21 protein-coding genes are annotated in these 23152 nt (G+C 62.5%); 8 read left to right on the forward strand and 13 right to left on the reverse strand.

Annotation, left to right across the window (positions count from 1 at the left end; translation table 11 throughout):
- Nucleotides 1-252: 252 nt before the first annotated feature.
- On the forward strand, nucleotides 253-1773 hold the full coding sequence (exaC, locus tag MMW58_RS06250; protein WP_133600313.1) for an acetaldehyde dehydrogenase ExaC: 1521 nt from the start codon (nucleotides 253-255) through the stop codon (nucleotides 1771-1773).
- Between the two features lie 72 nt (nucleotides 1774-1845).
- Here exaC and MMW58_RS06255 read toward each other — a convergent pair whose 3' ends face one another.
- The 7 genes from MMW58_RS06255 to MMW58_RS06285 are packed head-to-tail and all read right to left on the reverse strand — an operon-like array spanning nucleotide 1846 to nucleotide 8813.
- The gene (locus MMW58_RS06255; RefSeq protein WP_241722930.1) at nucleotides 1846-2808 is read right to left on the reverse strand and encodes an oligopeptide/dipeptide ABC transporter ATP-binding protein; all 963 of its coding nucleotides are present in this window, start codon (nucleotides 2806-2808) and stop codon (nucleotides 1846-1848) included.
- A complete protein-coding gene (locus MMW58_RS06260) occupies nucleotides 2801-3787 on the reverse strand; it encodes an ABC transporter ATP-binding protein (protein ID WP_133600311.1) in 987 nt (328 codons plus the stop codon). Before MMW58_RS06260 ends, MMW58_RS06255 begins: the two co-directional genes overlap by 8 nt.
- On the reverse strand, nucleotides 3787-4680 hold the full coding sequence (gene ddpC / locus MMW58_RS06265; protein WP_371822975.1) for a D,D-dipeptide ABC transporter permease: 894 nt from the start codon (nucleotides 4678-4680) through the stop codon (nucleotides 3787-3789). The genes MMW58_RS06260 and ddpC overlap by 1 nt, the downstream gene beginning before the upstream one ends.
- Nucleotides 4681-5700: an ABC transporter permease gene (locus MMW58_RS06270; RefSeq protein ID WP_045857765.1), complete on the reverse strand. Its 1020-nt coding sequence runs from the start codon at nucleotides 5698-5700 to the stop codon at nucleotides 4681-4683. It lies immediately after the preceding gene.
- 59 nt (nucleotides 5701-5759) lie between these two features.
- Nucleotides 5760-7316, reverse strand: coding sequence for an ABC transporter substrate-binding protein (locus tag MMW58_RS06275; RefSeq protein WP_241723696.1), 1557 nt, complete (start codon nucleotides 7314-7316; stop codon nucleotides 5760-5762).
- Nucleotides 7317-7318: 2 nt separating this feature from the next.
- Complete coding sequence (ddpX, locus tag MMW58_RS06280) at nucleotides 7319-7903, reverse strand: D-alanyl-D-alanine dipeptidase (RefSeq protein ID WP_241722932.1); 585 nt, start codon at nucleotides 7901-7903, stop codon at nucleotides 7319-7321.
- A 37-nt stretch (nucleotides 7904-7940) separates the two neighbouring features.
- Nucleotides 7941-8813: a MurR/RpiR family transcriptional regulator gene (locus MMW58_RS06285; RefSeq protein WP_133600309.1), complete on the reverse strand. Its 873-nt coding sequence runs from the start codon at nucleotides 8811-8813 to the stop codon at nucleotides 7941-7943.
- Nucleotides 8814-9128: 315 nt separating this feature from the next.
- On the opposite strand from MMW58_RS06285, the gene MMW58_RS06290 reads away from it, so the two are divergent.
- Entirely contained in the window at nucleotides 9129-9890 is a 762-nt protein-coding gene (locus MMW58_RS06290) for a transporter substrate-binding domain-containing protein (protein WP_241722933.1), read from the forward strand.
- A 75-nt stretch (nucleotides 9891-9965) separates the two neighbouring features.
- Entirely contained in the window at nucleotides 9966-11150 is a 1185-nt protein-coding gene (locus MMW58_RS06295) for an MFS transporter (RefSeq protein WP_241722934.1), read from the forward strand.
- A 5-nt stretch (nucleotides 11151-11155) separates the two neighbouring features.
- Here the strand turns inward: MMW58_RS06295 and MMW58_RS06300 are convergent, their stop codons facing one another.
- The 4 genes from MMW58_RS06300 to MMW58_RS06315 are packed head-to-tail and all read right to left on the reverse strand — an operon-like array spanning nucleotide 11156 to nucleotide 17717.
- Nucleotides 11156-12748 carry a cyclic peptide export ABC transporter gene (locus tag MMW58_RS06300; RefSeq protein ID WP_241722935.1) on the reverse strand — a complete coding sequence of 531 codons (1593 nt, stop codon included), beginning with the start codon at nucleotides 12746-12748 and terminating at the stop codon, nucleotides 11156-11158.
- A gap of 40 nt (nucleotides 12749-12788) precedes the next feature.
- The gene (fhuB, locus tag MMW58_RS06305) at nucleotides 12789-14765 is read right to left on the reverse strand and encodes a Fe(3+)-hydroxamate ABC transporter permease FhuB (protein WP_241722936.1); all 1977 of its coding nucleotides are present in this window, start codon (nucleotides 14763-14765) and stop codon (nucleotides 12789-12791) included.
- On the reverse strand, nucleotides 14758-15615 hold the full coding sequence (locus MMW58_RS06310; protein ID WP_241722937.1) for an iron-siderophore ABC transporter substrate-binding protein: 858 nt from the start codon (nucleotides 15613-15615) through the stop codon (nucleotides 14758-14760). Before MMW58_RS06310 ends, fhuB begins: the two co-directional genes overlap by 8 nt.
- 2 nt (nucleotides 15616-15617) lie before the next feature.
- Nucleotides 15618-17717, reverse strand: coding sequence for a TonB-dependent siderophore receptor (locus MMW58_RS06315; RefSeq protein ID WP_241722938.1), 2100 nt, complete (start codon nucleotides 17715-17717; stop codon nucleotides 15618-15620).
- Between the two features lie 214 nt (nucleotides 17718-17931).
- Here MMW58_RS06315 and MMW58_RS06320 point away from each other — a divergent pair, with 214 nt between their 5' ends.
- The 5 genes from MMW58_RS06320 to MMW58_RS06340 all read left to right on the forward strand — a co-directional run bounded on the left by MMW58_RS06320 (nucleotide 17932) and on the right by MMW58_RS06340 (nucleotide 21314).
- A complete protein-coding gene (locus MMW58_RS06320; RefSeq protein WP_133600303.1) occupies nucleotides 17932-18684 on the forward strand; it encodes an AraC family transcriptional regulator in 753 nt (250 codons plus the stop codon).
- Nucleotides 18685-18835: 151 nt separating this feature from the next.
- Complete coding sequence (locus tag MMW58_RS06325) at nucleotides 18836-19117, forward strand: PTS sugar transporter subunit IIB (protein ID WP_241722939.1); 282 nt, start codon at nucleotides 18836-18838, stop codon at nucleotides 19115-19117.
- Nucleotides 19118-19120: 3 nt separating this feature from the next.
- Nucleotides 19121-20485 (forward strand): PTS galactitol transporter subunit IIC, encoded by a 1365-nt coding sequence (locus tag MMW58_RS06330; RefSeq protein WP_045857789.1) that lies wholly within the window; start codon nucleotides 19121-19123, stop codon nucleotides 20483-20485.
- Complete coding sequence (locus MMW58_RS06335) at nucleotides 20482-20937, forward strand: PTS sugar transporter subunit IIA (RefSeq protein ID WP_241722940.1); 456 nt, start codon at nucleotides 20482-20484, stop codon at nucleotides 20935-20937. The genes MMW58_RS06330 and MMW58_RS06335 overlap by 4 nt, the downstream gene beginning before the upstream one ends.
- A 50-nt stretch (nucleotides 20938-20987) precedes the next feature.
- Nucleotides 20988-21314, forward strand: coding sequence for a MerR family transcriptional regulator (locus tag MMW58_RS06340; RefSeq protein ID WP_133600300.1), 327 nt, complete (start codon nucleotides 20988-20990; stop codon nucleotides 21312-21314).
- 22 nt (nucleotides 21315-21336) lie between these two features.
- On the opposite strand, the gene MMW58_RS06345 is transcribed toward MMW58_RS06340, so the two are convergent.
- Both MMW58_RS06345 and MMW58_RS06350 read right to left on the reverse strand, forming a co-directional pair.
- The gene (locus MMW58_RS06345) at nucleotides 21337-22131 is read right to left on the reverse strand and encodes an SDR family NAD(P)-dependent oxidoreductase (RefSeq protein WP_241722941.1); all 795 of its coding nucleotides are present in this window, start codon (nucleotides 22129-22131) and stop codon (nucleotides 21337-21339) included.
- Nucleotides 22132-22215: 84 nt separating this feature from the next.
- Entirely contained in the window at nucleotides 22216-23148 is a 933-nt protein-coding gene (locus tag MMW58_RS06350) for a 2-hydroxyacid dehydrogenase (protein ID WP_241722942.1), read from the reverse strand.
- Nucleotides 23149-23152 lie beyond the last annotated feature (4 nt).

The following is a 23152-nucleotide window of genomic DNA, read 5'->3' on the forward strand; positions in this document are numbered from 1 at the left end:
ATGGTCGGCTGAGTTATGTTGCAACATTGTAGCTTTACGGTTTCTTATGTGTTGCGATTTGCGACACAGAAGCAAACATCGCTGCCGCAGAATGTGAGACGTCGACCAGGGGTGAAAGTTAATTGGCTGATTTTATTTGCTATTTTAAAGTGCGATAAAACTGGCATAACCCCTGCAATAGCCTTGCTGCAGCAGGCAACAGCAAAAAACCAATACGCCGCTGCGCCTCAACCCTACAAGAAGGAGATTGCAATGCGTTATGCTCATCCTGGCACCCCGGGCGCGTTAGTGACACTTAAATCCGCCTACGGCAACTATATTGACGGCAAGTTTGTCGAGCCGCTCGGCGGCGAATTCTTTATGAATACCTCCCCCGTGGACGGGAGCGACATTGCGCAATTTCCCCGCTCCGATGCCAAAGATATCGATTTTGCCCTCGATGCCGCGCACCGCGCCGCAGAGGCATGGGGAAAAACGTCGGTCCAGCAGCGCTCTAATCTGCTGCTGGAGGTTGCCGATCGCATCCAGAAAAACCTCGAGTACCTGGCGGTAGCGGAGAGCTGGGATAACGGGAAGCCGATTCGCGAAACCCTCAACGCCGATCTGCCGCTGGCGGTCGATCACTTCCGCTATTTTGCCGGCTGCCTGCGCGCGCAGGAGGGCAGCACCGCCGAGATCGACGAAACCACCGTGGCCTATCACTTCCACGAGCCGCTGGGCGTGGTAGGGCAGATCATCCCGTGGAACTTCCCGCTGCTGATGGCGGCGTGGAAGCTGGCGCCGGCGCTGGCGGCAGGCAACTGCGTGGTGCTCAAGCCGGCAGAGCAGACGCCGCTCAGCATTACGCTGCTGATGGAAATTATCGGCGATATCTTCCCGCCGGGCGTGCTGAACGTGGTGCAGGGATTCGGCAAGGAGGCCGGCGAAGCGCTGGCGACCAGCAAGCGGATCGCGAAAATCGCCTTCACCGGCTCGACGCCGGTAGGCCGACATATTATGGCCTGCGCCGCGGAGAATATTATTCCCTGCACCGTTGAGCTCGGCGGCAAGTCGCCAAACATCTACTTTGCCGACGTGATGGACGGCGAAGACGAGTTTATTGAGAAGGCGGTGGAGGGGCTGGTGCTGGGCTTCTTCAACCAGGGCGAAGTCTGCACCTGCCCATCGCGGGCGCTTATTCATGAATCGATCTACGAGCCGTTTATGGAGCGGGTGATGGCGAAAGTGGCGCAGATTCGCCGCGGCGACCCGTTTGATACCGATACGATGATCGGCGCCCAGGCCTCGCGCCAGCAGTTCGACAAGATCCTGTCGTACATTAAAATTGCCCGCGACGAAGGCGGCCAGATCCTCACCGGCGGCGAGCGCGCCAGCATCACCGCGGAGCTGGATAACGGTTACTATATTCAGCCCACCCTGATCAAGGGGCGCAACGATATGCGCAGCTTCCAGGAGGAGATTTTCGGCCCGGTCATTGGCATCACCACCTTTAAAGATGAAGCGGAAGCGCTGGCGATTGCCAATGAGACCCAGTTTGGCCTCGGGGCCGGCGTCTGGACGCGCGATACTAACCTGGCCTATCGCATGGGGCGCGGGATTAAAGCCGGCCGCGTGTGGACAAACTGCTACCACGTCTACCCGGCCCACGCGGCGTTTGGCGGCTACAAGCAGTCCGGCGTCGGGCGCGAAACCCACAAAATGGCGCTGAACGCCTACCAGCAGACGAAAAACCTGCTGGTGAGCTACGGTACCGCGCCGTTAGGACTGTTTTAACTGAATATCTGCCGCGCCGCCCTGTGACCGGCAGATAAAAACCGCCACCTTGTGTTCAGGTGGCGGTTTTTTTTAGTTTACGCCGCTGCAGGCAAGGCTTTCCGCCTTCCAGCAGCGGGCGGCGCTGCCGTTGGCCAGCGGGCGCAGCGGCTGCGGCTTTTCACAGCCGGCGCTGGCGAAGGGGCAGCGCTCGCGAAAATAGCAGCCCTCCGGCAGATGCCGGTTGCCGGGCAGCTCGGTGTTGCGCGGGGCGTCACCCAGCGGCATGCCAATGCGCGGCACCGAATCCATCAGCAGACGGGTATAGGGATGAGACGGCGCGTCGAGGACCCGGCGCGCTTCGCCCATCTCGACGATTTGCCCGAGATACATCACCGCCACGCGGTCGCTCATATGACGCACCACCGAGACGTTATGCGAGATCAGCACGAAGGTCAGGTTCTGCTGTTTTTGCAGCTCAACCAGCAGATTGAGGATCTGCGCCTGCACCGAAATATCCAGCGCCGAGGTGGGCTCATCCAGCACGATAATATCCGGCTTCGCCGACAGCGCGCGGGCGATCGCAATGCGCTGGCGCTGGCCGCCGGAAAAGGCGTGCGGCAGGCGGTCGAGATACTCCGGACGTAGCCCAACCTGCAGCGCCAGCCGCTCGGCGAGCGCGCGCCGCGCCTTCTCGCCGGGCCGGGACTGGATCCACACCGGCTCGGTGATGGTCCGCCAGACGGGCAGGCGCGGATCCAGCGAGGAGAGCGGATCCTGGAAGACCATCTGCATGCTGCCGGCGTCGCGCCCGGTGGCGGAGTCCCCACCGCGATCGAAGCGGCCGGAAGAGGGTTTGAGCATGCCCATCAGCAGCCTGGCGAGGGTGCTTTTGCCGCAGCCGGATTCGCCAACGATACCCAGGGTTTCGCCGCGATAGGCCGTCATATCGAGGCCGTTTAGCGCATAGACGCGCTCGACGACCTTACCGCGCCAGTTCTTGCGTGCCGGAAAGTTAAGATGAACATCGCTCAGCGTTAATAGTCTGTCAGACATGGGCGTTCTCCCGTTGCGGATACCAGCAGGCCGCCTGCTGTTCGGTGTGTTCTATCGGTCGCAGCAGCGGGACCGTCCCGCAGCCCTCGCCGGCGGCGAAGCAGCGTTCGCGAAAGGCGCAGCCCCCCGGCAGGCGCGCGAGGTTGGGCACCGTGCCGGGAATCGATTGCAGCAGCGATCGTGGCTCGCCGTTATCCGGGGCGCTGTTCAGCAGGCCAACGGAGTAGGGATGCAGCGGATGATGCAGCACCTGCGGGGTCGAACCGCTTTCGATAACCGCCCCGGCGTACATCACGTACAGCCGATCGCAGACCTGGGAAACCACCGCCATATCGTGGCTGATAAACAGCACCGCGGTTCCCGTGGCCTGTGCCTTCTGTTTTAGCAGGCGCAGAACCTGGCGCTGGACGGTCACGTCCAGGGCGGTGGTCGGCTCATCGGCAATCAGCAGATCGGGCTCGCAGGAGAAGGCGATGGCGATCATCACCCGCTGGCGCATCCCGCCGGAGAGCTCAAACGGGTAGCGCTCCATCACCCGCTGCGGGTCGGCGATCTGCATATCCGCCAGCAGCGCCGCCGCCCTGGCGCGCGCCTCGCGGGCGGAGAGCGGACGGTGCTGGCGGATAACGTCCACCATCTGCTTGCCAATCCGCCGCGTCGGGTTCAGGGCGGTCATCGGCTCCTGGAAAATCATCGCCACCCTGCGGCCGCGAATAGCGCGCATCTCTTTTTCCGTTGCGCCGAGGATATCGTTACCCATCAGGGTCACCTGACCGCTGTGGATCTGATAGCTCTCCGGCGGCAGCAGGCGCATCGCCAGCATTGCGGTAACGGATTTCCCCGAACCCGACTCGCCTACCACGCCAACGATTTCGCCGCGGTCGATATGCAGGGAAACGGCGTTCAGGACGTGCACCGCGCCCTGATAGACGGGGAAGCTTAAGCGGACGTTATCGATAGTTAAAACCCGATTATTCATTAGCTGCGTCCTCCGGACTTCGGATCCAGTAAGTCCTGAATCCCGTCACCAAACAGATTAAAACCGACGGCGGTGATCAGGATGGCGGCGCCGGGGAAGGCGCAGTACCACCACTGGTCGAGAACATAGTTGCGACCGTTGGCCACCATCGCCCCCCATTCGGCGGTGGGCTGTTGGGCGCCGAGGCCGATAAAGCCTAACGTCGCCGCCATCAGAATAGCGCTGCCGATATCCAGCGAAGCCTGCACCACCAGCGGCGGCAGCGCATTGCGCAGGATATGCCAGCTAATCAGGTGCCAGCGGGAGGCGCCGAAGGTGACGGAGGCCTCCACGAAGCTGTGCTGGCGCACCACCAGCGTTTGCCCGCGCGCCAGGCGCACGTAAAAGGGGATCCGCACGATAGCGATCGCCAGCATGGCGTTGAACAGGCTGGGGCCTAACGCCGCGGCCAGCGCCATCGTCAGCACCAGCGAAGGGATCGACAGCATGATATCCATCAGCCGCATGATCAGCGCGTCGCTGCGTCCGCCCAGCACGCCGGAGAGGCAGCCCAGCAGCGAGCCGCCGATCCCGGCGATCAGCACCACCGCCAGCCCGGCGGCGATCGACTGCTGGCTGCCGATCAGCACCCGGCTGAACAGATCCCGGCCCACTTCGTCGGTGCCAAACCAGTGGATCGCCGACGGCGCCTGCAGGCGGGCGGTGAGATCGATGGCGTTAGGATCGTGCGGCACCAGCCAGGGGGAGAAGATCATCAGGAACAGCATGATCAGCATAATGCCGCCGCCGATCAGCGTCAGCGGGCTTTTACGTACCAGCCACAGGCGGCGTTTCCACGCGTGGCTGCGGCTGATTTTCACGCCGACGCCGGGGCTTTCCTGGGTCATCATCACTTAGCTTTCTCCCCGACCCATACGCGGGTCTATCCACAAATAGAGCAGGTCAACGAGCAGGTTGACCAGCACGTAGGCAAACGACACCACCACGGCGAACCCCATCACCGCCGGGAAATCGAGCGCCTGAATGGAGGAGACCACGTAGGCGCCCATCCCGGGCCAGGCGAAGACGGTTTCGGTCAGCACCGCGCCGTACAGCAGGTCCCCCAGCGCCAGCCCGAGCACGGTGACCGAGGGGATCAGCGCATTGGGCAGCGCGTAGCGCATCACGATGGTCCACTTCGGCAGGCCGCTGGCCAGCGCGGTGCGGATGTAATCTTCGCTGAGCTGCTCCAGCATCGCCGAGCGAATCTGGCGGGCAACAATTCCCAGGTGGACGAAAGCCAGGGTGGTGGCCGGCAGAATCAGATGCTGAAGGGCGTTAAAGAACACCTCGAGGTTGCCTTCCAGCAGCGAGTCGATCAGGTAGAAACCGGTCACGTGGGTCGGCGGGTCAAACCAGTCGTCAAGTCGTCCGCTGCCCGGCAGCCAGTTCAGCTTGCCGTAAAACAGAACGATCACCCCCAGCCCCAGCCAGAACGCCGGGGTGGAAATCCCGGTCAGCGCCATCAGGCGCACCAGATGATCGGTCCAGCGGTTGCGGTACACCGCCGAGAGCACGCCGAGCGGAATGCCGACCACCAGGGCGATAAACAGCGCGCATATCGCCAGCTCCAGCGTTGCGGGGAAAAAGGTTTTCAGATCCTCTAGCACCGGGCGCCCGGTACGGATAGAGGTGCCGAGGTCGCCGTGCAGCAGGGCGTTGACGTAGTGCAAAAACTGCTGCCAGAGCGGTAAATCCAGCCCCAGCTGCTGGCGAATATGGCGCACGATCTCGTCGCTCGCGCGATCGCCCGCCAGCAGCCGCGCCGGGTCGCCGGGAATAAGGTGCGAAATAATAAAGGTGATCGCGCATACGCCGGCGACGACGAGGATCAGCCCCCAGCTGCGTTGTCGTAGTAAACCCCAGAAACTCATCATGACGTCCTCTGCCGGGCCGATGGCTGCCCGGCATCACAAGGTTAAGGTGCGGCCCGCTATTTGTGCATCTCGGCAATATTGAAGATCTGCTCGAGCATCGGGTTAAAGACGAAGCCTTTGACCTCTTTGTTCATCGCCACCTGATAGTTTTTCTGGAACAGATAGACGTAGGCGGCCTCATCGATCACCGTTTTCTGCGCCGCCTGATAATCCGCGGTTCGCTGCGCCTGATCGGCGGTGGAGACCGCCTTCTTGAGCAGGGCGTCAACCTGCGGGTTCTCGTAGAATGAACGGTTGCCCGGGAGCCCTTTCTTATCCGACTCAAACCAGTAGTTCATGAACATATAGGGGTCGGCGAAATCCGGGCTCCAGTTGCCGATGGCGATGTCGTAATCCCCTTTGCCAATCCGCTCGCGCATGGTGGCGTTAGCCAGCTTTTCGAGCTTCACCGGGATACCGAGCGCCTGCAGGTTCGCCTGGGTGGAGAGGGCGATAGGCTCCCAGTTAGGGTCATTATCGGAGTAGAGGAACGACAGGGTTTTGGGCTTATCCGCCACTTTTTCCAGCGCGGCTTTGGCTTTGTCCATATCGAGGGAGTACTGCATAGCGCTGGCGTCATAGCCCCACATGCCGTCCGGGATCGGGCCGCGCATCTGCTTGCCGTTGCCGCCGAGAATGCCGTTGACCATCCCTTTATAGTCGGTGGCCCAGGAGACGGCGCGGCGGAGATCGACCTGATTCATCGGCGCCTTGCCGTTGTTGAGGTACAGGTAGGTGACGCGCAGCGCCGGATAGTCATACACCGCAACCTTATCCTCTTTTTTCAGCGCCGCGAACTGGTCTACCGGCAGCGCGTCGGCAATATCCAGATCGCCCTTGGTCAGCTGCAGGCGGCGGGCGGAGCTTTCGCCGATAATCTTCACCGTGACCCGCTTAAAGACCGGCTTAATGCCGGCGTAGTGCGGGTTGGGCACCAGCACCAGCTGCTGGCCTTTCTGCCAGCGCTGCAGCATATAGGCGCCGGAGCCGGCGGTGTGCTCCGCCAGCCAGCCGCGGGCGTCGTCGGCGGCGTTGGCCTTCAGCACCGCCGGGTTGACGATCGACGCGCCGTCGTTGGCGAGGGTGTGCAGGAACGGGGCGAATGGCTCCGGCAGGGTGAAGCGGACCGTGGTGGGATCGACGGCATCAATTTTCAACCCGCTCGGGAAGGCTTCCGAAGGACCTTGCTTAATGCGCATCAGGCGTTCGAACGAGAGCTTGACCGCCTCGGCGGTCACCGGCGAGCCGTCATCAAACTGCATGCTTTTGTGCAGCGTAAAGGTCCAGGTTTTACCGTCATCGGAGACCTGCCAGCTCTCCGCCAGCTCGCCCTCGACGTCCGTCGAACCTTTCCCGTCATCGGTTTTGTATTTCACCAGCCGCTGATAGGCCGGGTAGGTGACCGTCCAGTCGTTGTTATCGATGGTCACGGCCGGATCGAGAGTCTGCGGGTCGGCGGCTTTACCGATCACCAGCATATCTTTGGGGACCGCGGCATAGGCCGGCGCAACGGCGGCGGCCAGCGCGACGGCCAGCAGCAGCGGACGAAAACCGGTTAAGGGGGTACGAATCATTTTCATGGAATTACTCCGTCAGTCTTAGCGGGAGCCAGGCAGGCAAAAACATCATCAAGGAGCGGATAACCGGCCGCGTCCGGTAGTTCGAAATGCCACCATTCCGTGGAAATACCCTTAAAGCCGCCGCCAAACATCACGGCGTTCAGCAGCAGGCGGTTACGCTGAGCGGCGGGGGGAACCGCCGGGTGGTAAGGGTGAGAGAGATCGTCCATCTCGTCGAAGGCGGTGCCCATATCCAGCGGCTGGCCGTTTTCGTCGATTAATGTCACATCAATAGCGGTACCGCGGCTGTGGTTCGACCCCAGCGCAATCGGCACCACATAGTCCTGGTTCGGACAGGCGTTCCACAGCAGCTGCTGAGCCTGCTGCGGACGATAGGCATCGAGAACCTGCAGATGCAGGCCCGCCAGGCGGGCGATGCTCAGAGACTTCTCCAGCGCCGCCGCCGCGTCCGGGTGCAGCAGGCAGCGGGCTTCGGCATAGATAGGCTGGCCGGTAATGTTATCGGCGCTGGCGTACTTGAGATCGATAGCCAGCGCCGGAAACCGCGCGCGGATATCGACCAGGGTGACTTGCTGATTCATCTGTTATTTCCTGTCCTGGAGCCTGGCGAGCAGGCGCTTATTCACGTTCAAATTGACCAAACTCCTGCTGCAGCGCCCGGTTCTCGGCCAGCCGCTGCGACAGCGACGGGCCGAGCCGCTCGACCACCGCCGAGAGCAGCAGGTTGAAAAGGCAGCCGATCGGCGCGAGCGAATCCCAAAAGTGGCCGGTATCGGTTTTGACCTGCAGCAGATCGAGCGGATAGTCGCGGGCCCACGGGCACCAGATATCGGTCACCAGCGCGGTGGCGATGCGCCGCTCTGCGGCCACCCGGCAGAACTGGCGGGCGGTGCTGGAGTAGGCGCGGGTATCGGTGATCACCACGTAGGGATGCTCATATTCGGAGTTCAGCGCCTCCAGCCAGCTGCCGGAGCTGCCGTCGGCGTAGGTCACCCGCGGGCGCAGATATTCGAGGTGGCTAAAAAAAGTGTTGGCAAGACCGCGCGTGGACTGAATGCCGATCACAATCACCGCGTCGGCTCGCGCAATCCGCTCGCTGATGCGGGCGAAGGTCTCCTCCTGCGCCAGCTGGTAGACGTAGCGGATAGCGTCGAGCTCCATCTGCAGCGACAGGCTGGCGCGGTCGGGCTGCGCCTGCTGCTGCGCCCAGGAGTCGAGGCGATCGATGACGCCCCAGTGTCTATAGGGCACCGGCGCGCGATCCTTCAGGCTGTTTTTAACATCATCGAGGTTGCGGTAGCCCAGCTTGCGCAGGTAGCGTCCGACGGTGATCCCGCTGGTGCCGGTTGCCTGGGCAATGCTGTCCGCGGTCTCAAAGGGGATATGCTGACGATGGCTCAGCAGCCAGCTGCCGATGCGCTTCTCGCTAGGCGTCAGCTGGCTGAAGGTCGCTTCAATGGTGCGAAACAGCTCGTCGCTACTCTCGTTCATCCTCACTCCCGGTGATATTGGGTTCTCATAAATCATTGCGCTGTTACTCAGATAACAAAGCACGATGCATGCCATCTATTACGGAACACCGTCGTTTGCGGTATGACGGGGAAAAGAGTGGAGGCAGGCGAACTATGAGCGTAGATTTTCAGCAAAATATGCACAAAGAAGGTGCAACATTTCCTGGTTGTGCATCACAAAAAGAAAACATATGGTTAACAAAGCTGTCATTAATGCCCGCGAACGAATAGAGAAAAACGGCGGGCAACGGGCGCGCACAATTAACATAACTGACTAATTAATAAGGATGATGGTATGAAGGTTAAGGTTTGTATTGCCCTGGCGCTGGCGAGCATTGCCTGCAGCAGCCTGGCACGTGATATGCAAACAATTCAGCAAAGCGGCGAGCTGAAGGTCGGCGTGCCGGGAGATTACGCCCCGCTGGCGTTTCAGAACGGCGTCGGCGAGCTGCTCGGCTATGACGTTGATATGGCCAAAGATCTTGGCGAGAAGCTGGGGCTTAAGGTGACGTTCGTGCAGACCAGCTGGCCGACGCTGTCGGGCGATCTGCAGGCCGATAAGTTTGATATCGCCATGGGCGGCGTCACCGAGACGCCGGAGCGGGCGAAAGATTTCGCCCTCAGCCATCCGGTGGTTGCCAACGGCAAAATTGCCCTCGCCAGCTGCATGGCGGCGCCGGCGCTGGGGAGCCTCGAAAAAATCGATCGGCCGAACGTGAAGGTGATTGTGAACCCCGGCGGTACCAACCAAAGCTACGTCGATGCGCATATTAAACATGCGCAGATCATCCGGGTGAAAAACAACGTCGATAACCTTGAAGCGCTGCGGCAGAAAACCGCCGACATGATGGTGACCGACCTGATTGAGGGCATCTATTACCAGAACAAAGAGCCCGGGGTCTTTTGCGTCGCCAACGAGCAGCCCTTCCCGGGAACCGCCAGCTTTAAGGTCTACATGATGAAAAAGGATAATCAGCCGCTGCTGGAGAAGGTCAACCGCTGGCTGGATAGCCAGGATAAAAATGTGCTCAAGCAGAAGTGGAAAATTCACGAATAGGCGGTGGCGATTGTCTCGTTGCCGGGTAAAGTGGCTGTTTACACGCTGCGCAGCGAAACCGGATAACGAGAATTGATGAACGCTGAGATAACCCTGCCCGTCAGGCAACAGAACAACAATATCATCCGCCTGGCGACCGCCCAGGCGCTGGCGGGGGCCAACTCGGTGGTCTTTTACGCCACCGGGGCGATTGTCGGCAACGCCATTGCCCCGGATCGCGCCCTTGCCACGCTGCCGATCGCCATTTTCGTCCTTGGGATGGCGGCCTGCATTTTACCCTTTGGCTTTCTTGCCAGAAAGCGCGGGCGCCAGGCGGTATTTATGCTGGGCACCGGCGCCGGGGTTCTGACCGGCCTGCTGGCCGCTCTGGCGGTGGTGACCGGCTCCTTCTGGCTCTTCTGCGTGGCGGCATTTTTGGGCGGCGCCTACGCGGCGGTGGCGGTCTCGTTTCGCTTTGCCGCCACCGACGGCGTCGGCGTCGAGCGCCGCGCCCGGGCGCTGTCGCTGGTGATGGGCGGCGGCGTGGCCGCCGGGGTGATTGGCCCGATGCTGGTGACCGGGACGATGAACCTGTGGCCGGCGCATACCTTCGCCATGACCTTTCTTGCCCAGGGCGCGGTGGCGGCGGTGTCGGCGCTGGTGCTGCTGGGGGTCAAGTCCGCAGAGCCGGTAGCCCAGGCGAAGAGCGGCGGCCGTCCGCTCGGGGAGATCGTGCGCCAGCCGGGGTTTGCCCGCACGGTATTCAGCGGGGCGGTGGCCTATATGGTGATGAACTTCCTGATGACCGCCGCGCCGCTCTCCATGCACCTGCACGGGATTTCACAGCAGGCGTCGAACCTCGGCATTCAGTGGCACGTGGTGGCGATGTACGGTCCCGGCTTTTTTACCGGCAGGCTTATCGCCCGCTTCGGCGCCGGGCGCATTAACGCGGCGGGGCTGGCGCTTCTCGCGCTGTCGGTGCTGGTTGGGCTGGCCGGCACCGAGGTAATGCACTACTGGGTATCGCTCATTCTGCTGGGCATCGGCTGGAACTTCGGCTTCACCGGCGCCTCGACGCAGATTATGGATTTCCATCGTCCGGAAGAGAAAACCCAGGTGCAGTCGCTGAACGACTTTATCGTCTTCGGCGTGATGATGGTGGGGGCCTTCGCCTCCGGCGCGCTAATGAACCTTTTCGGCTGGAACGCCGTACTCTGGGGCTCGCTGGTTCCGGTGATGGCGGCGCTGCTGTTCGGCGCGCGCGCCAGGCGCCAGCCCTGAGGCACCTATACGATCCGCCCCGACTCCAGCTTGATGATGCGGTCCGCGAGGTGGAAGTAGCGATCGTCGTGGGTGATGGCGACGATGGTTTTGCCCTCGGCCTTCAGCATCGGCAGGAGCTCAAGATAAAATACCGCCTTAAACTCCGGGTCCTGATCGGCCGCCCACTCGTCGAACAGGTACAGCGGGCGCTCCTCAAGCCACGCCTGCAGCAGCGCCAGCCGCTTGCGCTGCCCCTGCGACAGGGCGGTGGTTGAGAAGCGTCCCCCGGCAAAGCGGACCTTGTGCTGCAGCTTCAGGAGCCGCAGCAGATGGTTAACCTGCTCCGCCGTGCGCTCGTGGACAAACGCCACGTCGTCGAAGAGGAAAAAGTCGTTAAATACCGCCGAGAATAGCTGACGATACCCCTCCTGCTGGTCGCCGGCGACGGCGCGGCCGTTAAGCACGATCGCGCCGCTATCCGGCGGATAGAGCCCCACCAGCAGGTTGGCGAGGGTAGTTTTACCGCTGCCGTTGCCGCCGACGATAAACACCAGCTCCCCCGGGGTGAAGCGCATATCGAGCGGGCCGAGGGTGAAGCTTTCCCCGTCTTCCCCCCGGTATTGATAGCGAATGGCTTCCAGCGCCAGGGAGCGAAAAGGCTCCGCGGGCAGGGGGCGCTGCGGCTGCTCCGGCGGCAGATCCTCGCGCAGCTGCTGCACCCGCTGCAGCGCGACCCTGGCGCTGGCGAGGGTCGGCAGCGACGACAGCACGCCCTCCACCGGCACAATCATATACAGAAATATCATCACGTAGCCGGTGATGGTCGCCGGCTCCAGCGTCAGCAGGTCGCGCAGGCCGAACAGCACCAGGCCGATAAAGGCGAAGAACAAAATGCTGCCCCAGCTGGTGGCGAGCCCGTACAGCACGTAGCCGCGGGTGCGCTGCTGGCGCACGGCCTCGATGTTATCGGCCAGCTCGCCGGCGACGAAGCGGCGGCGACGGTCGGCGTTAAGCCGATATTCGCGTCCGCCGTCGAACAGCTTTTTGCACTGCTGAATCAGGGTATCCTCCCGCAGCCGCGACTGGCGCAGCAGCCCCATCGCCCGGCCGTGCGCGGCGCGGTAGCCGAGGCTGCCGAGGGCGATGGCCGCCAGCGCCAGCCCGAGAACGCTGACGGAGAGGGTGGCGAGATAAATCAGGCAGCCGGCGATCACCGCGCCGTAGATGAACAGGTTGGGCAGGCTGACGAAAAACACCACCAGGGTGTCGAGGTCCTGGGTGAGCACCGATATCGTTTTGCTCATCCCGGACTTCTCCAGCTGCAGCCAGCGGGTTTCGCTGACCTGGCGGGTCAGCTCGCCGCGCAGGCGGGCCTTCACCTTCTGGCCGAGGTACATAAAGGTGGTCTGCGAGATGACGCGGGTGGCCAGCATCAGCAGCGCCAGCAGCGCAAACTGGACGCCGGGCCCGAGCCAGCGGTCGGTCTGCGGCAGCGTCAGGCTGTGGTTAATCATCGCCAGCAGCGAAGCGTTGCTAAAGCCGCTAATCAGCCCGGCGACCACCGCCAGCAGCAGCCAGCCGCCGACCATTCGAAACAAAACCAACAACACCGACATGTGAAATTCCTTATTCATTACTCACAACGCGTTATGCGAATTAACGATGGGCCCCGGGGCGGATCAGCGGCCAGACCAGCAGCGGAACGCCGATAAGCGATGCCACCAGCCCAACCGGCAGCTGGCGCGGATAGAGCGCGTTGCGCCCCAGCCAGTCGGCGACCGTCATAATGACCGCCGACAGCAGCGCCGCGGCGTACAGCTGCGCCAGCGGCCCCCTGACGCCGAGCCGGCGCGCCAGATGCGGCCCCAGCAGGCCAATAAACGACACCGGGCCCACCAGCAGGGTCGCCAGCCCGGTCATCACCGCCGCCAGCGCCAGCACGCCCAGCCGGGCGCGGGGCAGGGAAACGCCCAGCGAGCCGGCGACGCCGCCCAGCGGCAGCAGCACCAGCCAACGGCGAAACAGCGGTGCCAGCGCCAGCAGGAGCAGGGTGGCGATAAACAGCGCCTGCGCCAGCGGGGCGCTGATGTAGTAGGTGCTGCCGGTCATCAGCGGCAGCAGCACCGCGCTGGCGGCAAGGTTATTGAGCATCACGATGCTCACCGCCGCCTGACAAAGGGCGTTCAGCGCCAGACCGTTGAGCAATACCCGCTGCGGATTAAAGGCGCTGCGGCGGCTGTTCCACATCGTCAGCAGCAGGCTGATAAGCGCTCCGGCGAGGCTGCTGAGCAGCAAAAAAGCGCTGCCCTGGGCGGGAAACAGCAGAATATAGGCCGTCACCCCCATCGCCGCGCCGCCGCCGATGCCCAGCACTTCCGGGCTGGCCAGCGGGTTGCCGCTGACCCGCTGCATCAGGACTCCCGCTGCGGCCAGCAGGGCGCCGGCGCTGATGGCCGCCAGCAGCCGGGGGATCCGCAGCGGCAGCAGCTGCGCCAGCTCGCCGCGGGTCGCCCAGTGCCAGTGGCTTATTCCGTGGCCGAGGAACAGCGAAATCACGACGGCCGCCGCCAGGGTCAGGGCCGCCGCCCACGGGATCCAGCGACCGGCGGGCTGCGCCGGAGCCAGCGGCGGCGGGGAGGTATCAATCCCGTGCTGGCGGGCGTGGCGCGCCAGCAGGATCAGCAGCGGCCCGCCGGTTAGCGCGGTCAGCATCCCCACCGGCAGCAGCTGGCCGTTGAACAGAGAAACCTTTGACACGCAGAGGTCGGTAAACCACAGCAGGCCGGCGCCGGTCAGCGCGCTGTGCAGCATCAGCTGGCGCGACGTGCGGGCGCCGCCAAAGCGCGCAAGGTGCGGCGCGGCGAGGCCGAGAAAGCCAATCACCCCGACGGCGTTGATAATCAGCGCGCTCATCGCCAGCGCCAGCGCGACCGCGGCGCCGCGAATGCGCAGCGGCGAGGCGCCGAGGCCGCTGACCATCGTTTCCGGCAGCTGCAGCAGCTCCAGCGGGCGCAGCAGCAGGGCCAGCAGGAGTGCGCAGAGCGCCAGCCACGGCAGCAGCGCCAGCAGCAGATGACCATCTTCCTGCGCCAGCGAGCCGCCGCCCCACATCAGGACGGTCAGCAGAAAGCGGTCGTTGACGATCGCGATCAGCATCGTCAGCGCCCCGCACCACAGGTTGATCATCATGCCGGCCTGAATCATCACCAGCGGGGAGAGACGCTGGCGCCAGCTCAGGAGCAGTACCAGCAGCAGCGCCGCCAGCTCGCCGCCGATAATCACCGCCATTCGCGGCCCGCCGGTCAGCGCCGGCAGCCACAGCGACGCCAGCCCCATCGCCAGGGTCGCGCCTGAGGTCAGGCCGAGGGTCATCGGCTCCGCCAGCGGATTGCGCAGCGCGCGCTGCATCAGCCAGCCGCACAGCCCGAGCGTTGCGCCGCTGACGATGGCCATTCCCTGGCGCGGAAGCCACATGCCGTGCAGGATAATTGCCTGCGGCCGCGCGTTTTGCGCGCTGAATAGCGCATGAAATCCGCCCTGATGCAGCACGTCGCTGACCGCCAGCAGCAGGGAAGTCAGCCACAGCGCGGCGATAACGCCCCACGACAGGCGCCGGGAAAAGGGTTCAGGCATCGCGCCACCCCGCCATCAGCTGGCTGAAAATATCGGCAAAGCGCCCGGCGGTTACGAGCGCCCCGGCGTCGCTGATGGGCTGCTCGATCAGCCCGATCGGGTAGCGTGAGGTCAGAGGCAGGCGCTGCCAGAGCGGGCTTTGCCGCCAGCGGGCCACCGCGTCGCGCCGATCTTCGGCCACCAGCAGGATCAGCCGCGCGTCGAGGGTGGCGATGCGGGTTAGCTCCATCAGCACGCTGCCCTCTGCTCCGCCGCCGCCGGGCCAGCCGTTGCGCATGCCGCAGGCTGCCAGCACGTCGCCCGGCAGGCTGCCGCCGGTATAGAGCTGCAGGTGCAGGGCGTCGACCGGGGTGGCGAATATCACCGGCTGGCGCAGGGTTTGCGCGCAGCCGCGGGCGCGGGCGATTTGCTGATGCAGGCGGGCGAGCAGGCTCTGTGCCTGCGCCCGGCGCTGCAGCGTGGCGCCGAGCCGGCGCGTGGAGTCGATAAACGCGCTCAGCCCGTGGGCGGGAAGGGTCAGGGTAGGGGCGATTTTTTCCAGCGCTGGCTTGAGCAGGGCGTGCTGGGGGGTAATCACGATGGCGTCCGGCTTCAACGCGTAGAGCGTTTCCAGATTGGGTTGAAACAGCAGCCCCAGGTCCTGCACCGTCTGCGGCAGGGCGGGGGTGGGGATCAGCTTGCGATACCACGCCGGCGCCGAAACGCCGGCCGGCGTCACGCCGAGGGCGAGGATCGTCTCCGCCAGCCCCCAGTCCAGCACCGCCAGCCGTTGCGGCACCGGCGTACCGCTGGCCCACGACAGGGCGGGGGCCAGCAGGGCGGCAGTTAACAACCTGCGTCGTGAAAGCATGGTTACCACTTGTAGTTCAGGGTGGCGACCAGCTGACGTTTCATCGCATATTCGCAGCCGTTATCCTGGCAGGAGGCGAGATAGGTTTTGTTGGTCAGGTTGGCGGCGTTAAGCGCCACGCCCCACTCGCGCCACTGGTAGCCCAATCGCGCATCGTACACCGTGGCGGCCGGGACCTTCAGGCTGTTATCGGTGGTGGCGTAGCTGCTGCCGACGTAGCGCACGCCGCCGCCGATGGAGAAGCCGTCCAGCGGGCCGCTGAGCGCATATTGCGTCCACAGCTTAGCGCTGTTGCGGGCAATCCCCACCGGATGCTTGCCTTCGCTGCCGTCGTTGGCGCTGATCACCTGCGGATCGGTTAAGGCCCAGGAGGCCAGCACCGACCAGGACGGGGTGATGTTGATCTTCCCGTCCAGCTCGATCCCCCGGGAGCGGATCTCGCCGGTTTGCACGCTGTAGTTGGCGTGATCGGGGTCCGGAGTGGCGACGTTGGTTTCGCGCAGGTTAAACAGCGCGAGGGTAAACAGGGCGTCGAGGCCGACCGGATCGTACTTCAGGCCAATCTCCGACTGCTTACCTTCGGTGGGCTTAAAGGCGCGGCCGTAGAAATCGCTGCTGCTGCTCGGCACGAACGACGTGGAGTAGCTGACGTAGGGCGCGAGGCCGTTATCGAAGTGGTAGAGCAGCCCGGCGCGTCCGGTGGTAGCGTAGTCGTTACGCTCGCTGCGGGCGTCGGTAAGCAGGTCGGTGCTTTTGGTTTTCGCCGCGTCGTAGCGCCCGGCGAGGTTGAGGATCCAGCGATTCCACTCCAGCTGATCCTGCAGATAGAGGCCGGTCTGATCCATCGTCGAGTGGGTGCTGCTGTCGAACGGCGGCTTTTCCACCGGGGTGCTGTAATCCGGATCGCGATAGTTGATCGGGCTGGCGTCGCCGTAGCCGGACTGGCTGCGCACCGAGCTGTGCATCCGGTCAATGCCGGCCAGCAGGGTGTGCTTCAGCGGGCCGGTTTGCAGATGGAACTCCGCCTGGTTATCCACCGCGAAGTTGACCATCGTCTCCTTCAGGTTCATCGAATAGCGGTCGATCAGCGGCGCGTCGGCGTGCACGCCCCACGGATAGACCATCAGGTAGTCGCCGGTGCTGCTGATATAGCGCAGGTTCTGGCGGAAGGTGACCGTATCGTTAAAGTCGTGGCGGAACTGGTAGCCGATGCTGCCCTGCTTGCGCTCGTACTTATCGAAGCCGGGCTGACCGCCGTAGAAGCTGGAGGAGATCTGGCCGTTCGGGTTATGCGTCAGCGTGCCGGAGACCGGCATCTGGTTGTAGAAGCCGCTGTCCGGGTCCTTGCGCAGCTGCGCCAGGAGCGTCAGGCTGGTGCGGTCGCTCGGCTGCCAGGTTAGCGACGGAGCGATGGCATAGTGCTGATAGCGGGTGTGATCGACCTGGGTTTCGGTATCGAAAAAGGTGCCCGCGACGCGGCCCAGCAGGGTTTTATCATCGTTCAGCGGGCCGGTGGCGTCGAAGCCGGTACCAAACTGGCTGTGGTTGCCGGTGGTGACGTACACCTCGCCGCCGGGCTCGGCCTGCGGGGTCTTGCTGACCATGTTGACGATCCCGCCGGGGTTAGCCTGGCCGTAGAGCACCGAGGCCGGGCCCTTGACGACCTCAATGCGCGACAGCAGGAACGGGTCCCACGCCGGCCGGCTCCACCAGGCTTCGCGCGGCAGGCGCAGGCCGTCGAGATACTCGTCGGCCTCAAATCCGCGCACCATAATGGTGTCGAAACGGGTATCCGGTCCGGAGCTTTCCGACGAGACGCCGGAGACGTAGCGCAGCGCTTCCGGGATCGTTTTCGCCGCCTGGGCTTCAATTTGCGCCTGGGTGACGACCGCAATACTCTGCGCGGTGCGGCTAATCAGCTGGCTGGATTTGCTGGCCGCCGTCGCGCTATGGGTGACGATGTTGCTTTCGTCATCCTGCCCCTGGGCGTCGGGAGCGGCGGTGACCACCATCGTCTGTTCTTTTGTGCTATCCTGCCCGTTATCCGCAGTAAAGGCCTGCCCGCTGTATCCTGCGATGATCGTACATGCCAGTACTTTCAACGGATTATCCCTGAAAAACTTGCCAGGCTGTCTCATATCATTTCCGACTGTTTTTAGAATTGGATGGAAATGATAATTATTCAACTATAAAAGAGAAGCCCGTCCGTGGCAGAATAGCGCCATTGGTCACCTGGATGTCGCCATTCGGACAAAAGTTGTCTCTAAACGCAGCAGTACGCACAAATGGTGAGAATCAGACAAAGGGCAGGTGAAGATGATAACCCAGCACGCGATCGAAGGGCTGCGCCAGCTGAAGTACACCCCGGGCAGCGAAGAGCCGGTTCATCAACATGAACAGGGGCAGCTGATCTACGCCCTGCGCGGCGTGGCGAAAATTGTTACCCCTCAGCATATCTGGCTGCTGTCGCCGGGGCGCGCCGTCTGGCTGCCCGGCGGCATGCCGCACGGCCTGCAGGCGGTTGACCACGTGGTCACGCAAAATCTCTACTTAACGCCCCCGGCGTCCCGACGGTTCGGCGACCGCTGCCGCGGCCTGTCCGCCACGCCGCTGCTGCACGCGCTTATCGCCGCCGGTCTTGAAGAGGGGCTGGCGGCGGAGCGGCAGGCGCTGGTTTACGCCCTGCTGAGCGATGAGCTTGCGCGCCTCTCTGCCTGCGCCCTGTGCCACGTGACGCTGCCCAGCGACCGCCGGGTGCGTCAGGTGTGCGATACGCTATGCCGCGAGCTCGATCATGCGGCGACCCTGGCCTGGTGGGGGCAAAAGGTGGGGGCCAGCGAGCGAACCCTGGCGCGGCTGTTTCGCGAAGAGACGCAGCTGAGCTTTTCCGAATGGCGCCAGCAGATCCGCCTGCTGGAGGCGGTGTGTAATCTTGCCCGCGGGGTGGCGGTGAGCACCCTGGCAAACGAGCTGGGCTACGCCAGCGCCAGCGCCTTTATCGCCATGTTTCGCAAAAAGCTGGGCGTTTCGCCCCAGCGCTATATCCAGGCCACCGGCGTGAAGGGGTAAAAAGCCGAATAACTAAATGTTATTTATTATCAATGTGTTATTTGTTTAACGGCGTTCTGTGTGTACTCAGTGTGTAAAATTACACATCGATCACAATTCTTAACCCGCCGTCATGATTTAATCCTCTCAACCAAAATGGAGAGGAATACTCATGAAACACATGATGATTTGTTGTGGCGCTGGCGTAGCAACCAGCACCGTTGCCTTAAATAAGCTGCAGGATTTCCTGAAAAAAGAAAACCTCCTCGCTAAGGTGCGTATTACCCAGGGCACCGTGGCGGAAGCGAAAACGCGCGATGACGTTGATTTTATCGTTTCGACTTCACCGGTTGCGCTTTCCGTTCCGGTAATTAACGCTCTGCCGCTGTTGACCGGCATGGGCACCGATAAAGTTTTCAGCAGCGTGAAAGAATTAATTCTCGCCGAGGGTTAAGCCATGTTTATTGTTGATTATATCGTGGGCCTGGGCGCCTCGGTAATGATGCCGCTGATATTTATGATCCTCGGACTGATATTACGCCTGTCGCTCAGCAAAGCCCTTAAAGCTGGTTTAATGGTGGGGATTGGTTTTATCGGCTTAAGCATTACCGTTAACCTGATGATCGACTCCCTGACGCCGGTCAGCCACGCGCTGGTGGAGCGCTTCGGCCTGAACCTCACCGTGCTGGACGTGGGCTGGCCCGCGGCGGCGGCGGTGGCCATGGGGACACGGGTTGGCGCGCTGGTCATTCCGGTGTGCGTGGCCATTAACGTGCTGATGCTGTACAGCAAAACCACCCGGGTGCTGAACGTCGATATCTGGAACCTGTGGCACCACGCGTTTACCGGTTCGCTGGTCACCATTATTACCGATAGCCTCTGGCTGGGTATTTTTGCGGCCGCGATTAACTGTATTATCACGATGGTTATTGCCGATCGAACCAGCGGCGATGTTGAGAAATACCTGAACCTGCCGTCTATTTCGGTCCCGCATGGTTTCTCCGCCTCATTTGTTCCGGCGGCATGGCTGGTGAACGCCATTGTCGATCGTATCCCGGTTATTCGCGATATTAAAATTGATACCGAGGTGATTCAGAAAAGGCTCTCTATTCTCGGCGATCCGGCGTCGCTTGGCGCAATTATCGGGGCGCTGCTGGGTATTATTGCCGGTATCGAAGTGAAGGCCATATTACAAACGGCGATTACCATGGCGGCGGTGATGACCATTATTCCGCGCATGGCCAAAATGCTGATGGAAGGGGTTTACCCGATCAGCGAGCGTATTCAGGAGATTGCCCAGTCGCGCGCCGGCTCCTTTGGTAAAATTGCTATCGGCCTCGATTCGGCGGTCAGCGTCGGCCATCCGGTGACGCTGTCGGTGTCGATGCTGATGATCCCGGTGATGCTGGTGCTGGCAGCGATTATTCCGGGCAACCAGTTCCTGCCCTTCGCTTCGTTAACCGGCCTGCCGTTTGCCTTTGTGCTGGTTACCGCGGTATGCCGGGGCGATATGTTCCGTACGCTGCTTACCGGCCTGCTGACGCTCAGCCTGGCGCTGCTGATAGGCACCAACCTGGCGCCGATTGTCACCAGCACGGCGGTGAGCACCGGCTTCTCCCTGCCGCAGGGCACCACCAGCATCAGCAGCGTCGACTACGCCGGAGCCATGCTGCCGTGGGCCATCATTCAAAGCTTCCATCTAAAAGAGATTGGGGTCGGCATTTTAACCCTGTGCACCCTCGCCCTGGTGCTGTGGAACCGGCGCAAGCTGGCGCAGGAAAACGAGCAGTTAGCTGAAGCAAATGCGGAGGTGGGCAAATGATGTTTAGCGCACAGCGGGTGGTGAAGTTCACCGAGGCCGTCAGCCGGACGGACCTGCTGACCCGCCTGGCGGCAGGCCTGCAGGCGGACGGCCTGGTCAAGCCGAGCTTTAGCGAAGGAGTGCTGGAGCGGGAAAAGGTCTATCCGACGGGAATTTTTATGGAGACCCACAGCGTCGCCATCCCGCATACCGAGTTTGAACACGTCAACCGCACCGGTTTTGCCATCGGCATCAACCTCGCGGGCGTCGAGTTCCAGCGTACCGATGAGCCCGAGGAGGCGGTAGTTCCGCAGATCGTGGTGATGATGGCAATTGATAAAACCTGCGAAAAGGTGGCAATTATTCAATCCTTGTTCGCCCTGCTGGCCGATAGCGATCGCGTTAACGAAATCGTTAAAATGGCGCCAGAGGAGATTGCAAAAGTGTTCACCGATGCCATCGTCACGCAGTAAGATAAAATGATGGGCTCAATACGGTGATGCCGGAAGCGAAGAGGGACAAGATGTTACGAATCAGCGACGTCATAGAGTTAGCGATGGTGAGTCGTAAAACTATCTATAACGCGATCAACAGCGGCCGGCTGAAGTACCAGCTGGTCAACGTTGATAATCGTCAGGTTCGTATGTTTTTCGAAGAGGACGTCTTCGAAGCGTTCCCCAAAACCAGCCGGGGTACCACTCAGGAACAGGAAGTGCAGGCGCTGCGAGAGGAGGTGGCCTCCCTCAAGTTTGCGCTGGCGGAGCTGCAAAAAGCGGTCAACGCCATGGATCCTGAGGGTAAGTACGAAATGACCAGCGTAAAAGAGTCGTCAAAAACGCCCGACCGCTAGCCGGCGGACGGGCGTCGCGTCATCAGACGATATCGTCCACCACGCCGCCGTCAACGCGCAGCGCCGCACCCGAGGTCGCCGAGGCCTGGGTCGAGCAGACGTACACCACCATATTCGCCACCTCTTCCACCGACGCCGCGCGCTGAATCACCGACGCGGGGCGATGGGCCATGACAAACTCTTTCGCCAGCTGCTCCAGCGGTTTCCCGGTCCTGGCGACTTCCTCTTTCATCATGTCGGCAAAGCCGTCGGAAAGGGTGGGGCCCGGCAGCACGCTGTTGACGGTGACGCCGCTGCCGGCGACATATTTCGCCAGCCCGCGCGCCAGCGACAGCTGGGCGGTTTTGGTCACCCCGTAGTGAATCATGTCCGCCGGAATGTTGCGCGCCGATTCCGAAGAGATAAATACCACCCGTCCCCAGCCTTTTTGCACCATCCCCGGCAGCAGGGCGCGCGCCAGGCGCACGCCGGACATCACGTTGGTCTGCCAGTAGTTTTGCCAGGTTTCGTCATCGGTTGCATAGAAATCCTGCGGGCCATAGATGCCGGCGTTGTTGACCAGAATATCGATGCCAACCAGCGCCTGCAGCAGCTGATTCACGCCCTGGGCATTGCTCAGGTCGGCGACCGCCGGACGCGCGCTGGCGCCCGGAACTTCGTTTTGCAAACGGGCGATGGCCTCGTTAACGCTGCGCTCGCTGCGTCCGTTAATCACCACCTCCGCGCCGCTCTCCGCCAGCCCTTTGGCGATGGCAAAGCCGATCCCCGCGGTTGATGCGGTCACTAGCGCGACCTTCCCCGATAAATCAATCTTCATAACCCTGGCCTTATTGTGTAAGCAACGGACCATTAAGCGTAGCAGCTGATGTCGGCGCAGGGCGGGGAGAGAGGTTGCAAGGTGTTAATAGCCCGTTTGCTTATCGACCAGATTTTTCAGCGGCAGCGCCTGCTGCTGGCGCTGAATATTTTCCAGCAGCTGGCGGGCGATCACCTGCGCCGGGGCGATGGAGGCGATATGCGGGGTGATGACCACCTGCGGATGCGACCACAGCGGATCGGCGTCCGGCAGCGGTTCGACCGGGAAGACGTCCAGCAGCGCGCCCGCCAGCCGGCCGCTGTCCAGCGCCTGCAGCACGTCGAGATTCACCATATGCTCGCCGCGCCCGCAGTTGATCAGCACCGCTCCGGCCGGGAGCTGGTCGAGCAGAGGCTGCGCGAGGATGCCGCGGGTCTGCTCGGTGAGCGGCAGCACGTTGATCAGCGCGTCCAGTTCGCCCAGGAAATCAGCGGCCTGCGCATCGCCGTGGTAGCAGCGCACGCCCGCCAGGCGCTTTTCGCTTCGCGCCCAGCCGGAGACGCGGTACCCCAGCCCGGCAAGACGGGTGGCGATGTAGCCGCCGATTTCACCGAGCCCCATCACCCCGACGCGAAAATCGCCGGCGGCCCGCTGCGGGTAGGCCTGCCACACCCGCTCGCGCTGATGCGCCAGCGCGCGGTCAAAGTGGCGCTGAAACCACAGCACGCCCCACAGCGCGTATTCGAACATCCCGTGACGAAAATCTTCATCCACCACCCGGCATAGCGGAACCTGGCTGGCGAACACCTCTGCGGGAAGATGGTCGACCCCGGCCGAAGCGGCCTGGATAAGCTTTAGCTCCGGCGAGCGGGCCAGCAGCTGAGGGTCGGGAAACCAGCAGCTGGCATACTCCGCGCGACCTGCCGCCGGATGGTCGGGCAGGACCGCCGTCACGTGGGGAAAAAGGCGCAGCGCGTCGCAAATCTCGCGGGCGTAGTTTGGGTCATTGCAGTCGACAACGATAGTCAGGTTCGGCATAGGC

It is taken from the genome of Klebsiella sp. HC6, from assembly GCF_022605325.1.
Taxonomy (GTDB): Bacteria; Pseudomonadota; Gammaproteobacteria; order Enterobacterales; family Enterobacteriaceae; genus Klebsiella; species Klebsiella terrigena.